The following is a 1,952-nucleotide window of genomic DNA, read 5'->3' on the forward strand; positions in this document are numbered from 1 at the left end:
AATACTTATTATACAGGTTATACAAATAATCTTGAAAAGCGTTATTTCTCTCATGTTAATGGTACGGGAAGATGTAAATACACACGTAGTTTTAAGCCACTAAAAATTGCTCAGTTTTGGGAAATCAGAGAAGGTAAATTACAAGCAATGAAAGTGGAGCGTTCTATTAAAAAGTTATCGCGTATAGATAAAGATAAACTTGTTCATGCTCCAGATTTACTGGACGTTTAGTAGTTGGTATTTGGGAGACAATGGAATGTCCCATCAATTTAAGGATAGGGCGGGCTATTTTTAATTAACTCATCCATTTCTTCTTTAGTGGGTTTCTGCATACCATAATATACAAATATAGCTCTTTTCCCATGGTACTCTGGTACTCCCTCTAGAACATCAATGTAATAAAGAGGGTTAGGGTCAGATAGATCCTTATGAACCCAATAACCTTCAAATAGATATTTTTCTCCAGTTTTTACTTGGGTTCCTTTTTTATCATCAATATTCATTTTGCAGTCCTTTTAGTCAAGTCTTTATATTATGGGCTATAGTGGGTCAAGAAATTCAGACCATGAAGATGAATTATAGTCGCATTTAATTTGGGTCAAATTAGAACTCTGTTTGCGGGTCGAGTGATTTTATTTATGATTGCGAGCCGTAACAATTAGCTATCTTTAGATAGTCCAACTGTAATTGGCTTTCAATATCCATATTAAAATACCTATATTAATCCTAAATCTTTTAGAATTTTATTTTTTACTACGTTACTCGGGCTTTCATTTTCATCAGTAAAAATAAAATGCCAATTATTCCCATTGCAAGCTTTTAATTGTATATCCAACCAATTATCATCATGGTCTTCAATTGCTTCTTTACTAATAATTACTTTATCCGTCTTATTGATATATATATCGTTGTTAAAATGATATTTATAACCAGAGCTTATTAATGCATTTATTCTACTCAAAGAAACTGGCATAATTAATTCCATGTGAATTGAGATTTAAAAAGTATAGCAATACTTTATATTCCATTAACAGCATATCATTGAATACTTTAAATACTACAATATAAAAGATCCTTTAACATAAATAATCAGACCGTATGTAATAAGTGTAGTTAATGTAGTCAACGATAAAATTAATCTCTTTAACGTTTAACACCATTCCCATAATTAAGGTTCTACATTTTCAATTGGCAATATGTCTTTTATTGGTGGCAGTGATTGACTTGCTGTGAATGGAAAAGATATTACTTGTTAGGTCTTATTAAAAAGTAACTACATTATATAAAGGACAAAGAATGAAAAATATTTTGAATCCGTTTTTAGCATTGTTTTTTTCTTGCTTATCATGTTCGTTATTAATATTACGATTGATTTTATAAATGCCAAGCCCTCTTGATCTTCATGAAATTTCTTTATTAGGCCTAGCGCTCCGGGACTTATGCTGTCATGCAAAAAAATAGGTTAAATTTGTTGTGAAAAAAGTACCTTATCTAAAATTAGTTGAGAGCTCTAACTGCCAGGAAATTTATGGTTTGCAAGAGAATTGAGTATGTCAATTCAGAATTATGCCTCTTCTGGAATATAATAAATTCTCCAGGATTAAAATTTTTTAAGAATTAAGTTTAGTGTTTTTGTAATACCTTGATTTTATCAAGTGATAAACCTGTTACTTTGGCTACGAATGTAAGATCGGCACCTTCATCAAGCATACGCTTTGCAATTTCTCTTTCTTTTTCAATTCGGCCTTTTTCTCGACCTTCTTCTCGACCTTCTTCTCGACCTTCTTCTTTTAGCTGTTCCGCTAGACTCATAATTTTTTCTCCAACTTCATGTGATATTTGGGTGTCAATTAACTTAAAAAAGGCTTCTTTGTCACTTAATTCACCGCGTTCTAATAAATATTGTAACACAATTGCAATAAAATCACGTCCACCTGCATTGTCGAGCTGAT

The 1,952-nt window shown here is 31.5% G+C and carries 4 protein-coding genes; 1 reads left to right on the forward strand and 3 read right to left on the reverse strand.

The window, feature by feature from the left end:
• Positions 1 to 231: GIY-YIG nuclease family protein (locus WA877_RS01120; RefSeq protein WP_425169102.1), on the forward strand; the 231-nt coding region annotated here is incomplete at its 5' end.
• Positions 232 to 269: 38 nt separating this feature from the next.
• Here the strand turns inward: WA877_RS01120 and WA877_RS01125 are convergent.
• The 3 genes from WA877_RS01125 to WA877_RS01135 all read right to left on the reverse strand — a co-directional run.
• Positions 270 to 503: a hypothetical protein gene (locus WA877_RS01125; RefSeq protein ID WP_425169103.1), complete on the reverse strand. Its 234-nt coding sequence runs from the start codon at positions 501 to 503 to the stop codon at positions 270 to 272.
• A gap of 212 nt (positions 504 to 715) precedes the next feature.
• The gene (locus tag WA877_RS01130) at positions 716 to 973 is read right to left on the reverse strand and encodes a hypothetical protein (RefSeq protein ID WP_425169104.1); all 258 of its coding nucleotides are present in this window, start codon (positions 971 to 973) and stop codon (positions 716 to 718) included.
• Positions 974 to 1,623: 650 nt separating this feature from the next.
• Positions 1,624 to 1,952 (reverse strand): hypothetical protein (locus tag WA877_RS01135; RefSeq protein WP_425169105.1); only part of this gene is annotated, 329 nt, incomplete at its 5' end.

Source organism: Legionella sp. (assembly GCF_049790535.1).
In the GTDB taxonomy this organism is placed as follows: Bacteria; Pseudomonadota; Gammaproteobacteria; order Legionellales; family Legionellaceae; genus Legionella.

What these genes read in the sequence shown, in the direction of transcription:
- WA877_RS01125 (WP_425169103.1), bottom strand. Translation starts at nt 503, where the DNA reads ATGAATATTGATGATAAAAAAGGAACCCAAGTAAAAACTGGAGAAAAA.
- WA877_RS01130 (WP_425169104.1), bottom strand. Translation starts at nt 973, where the DNA reads ATGCCAGTTTCTTTGAGTAGAATAAATGCATTAATAAGCTCTGGTTAT.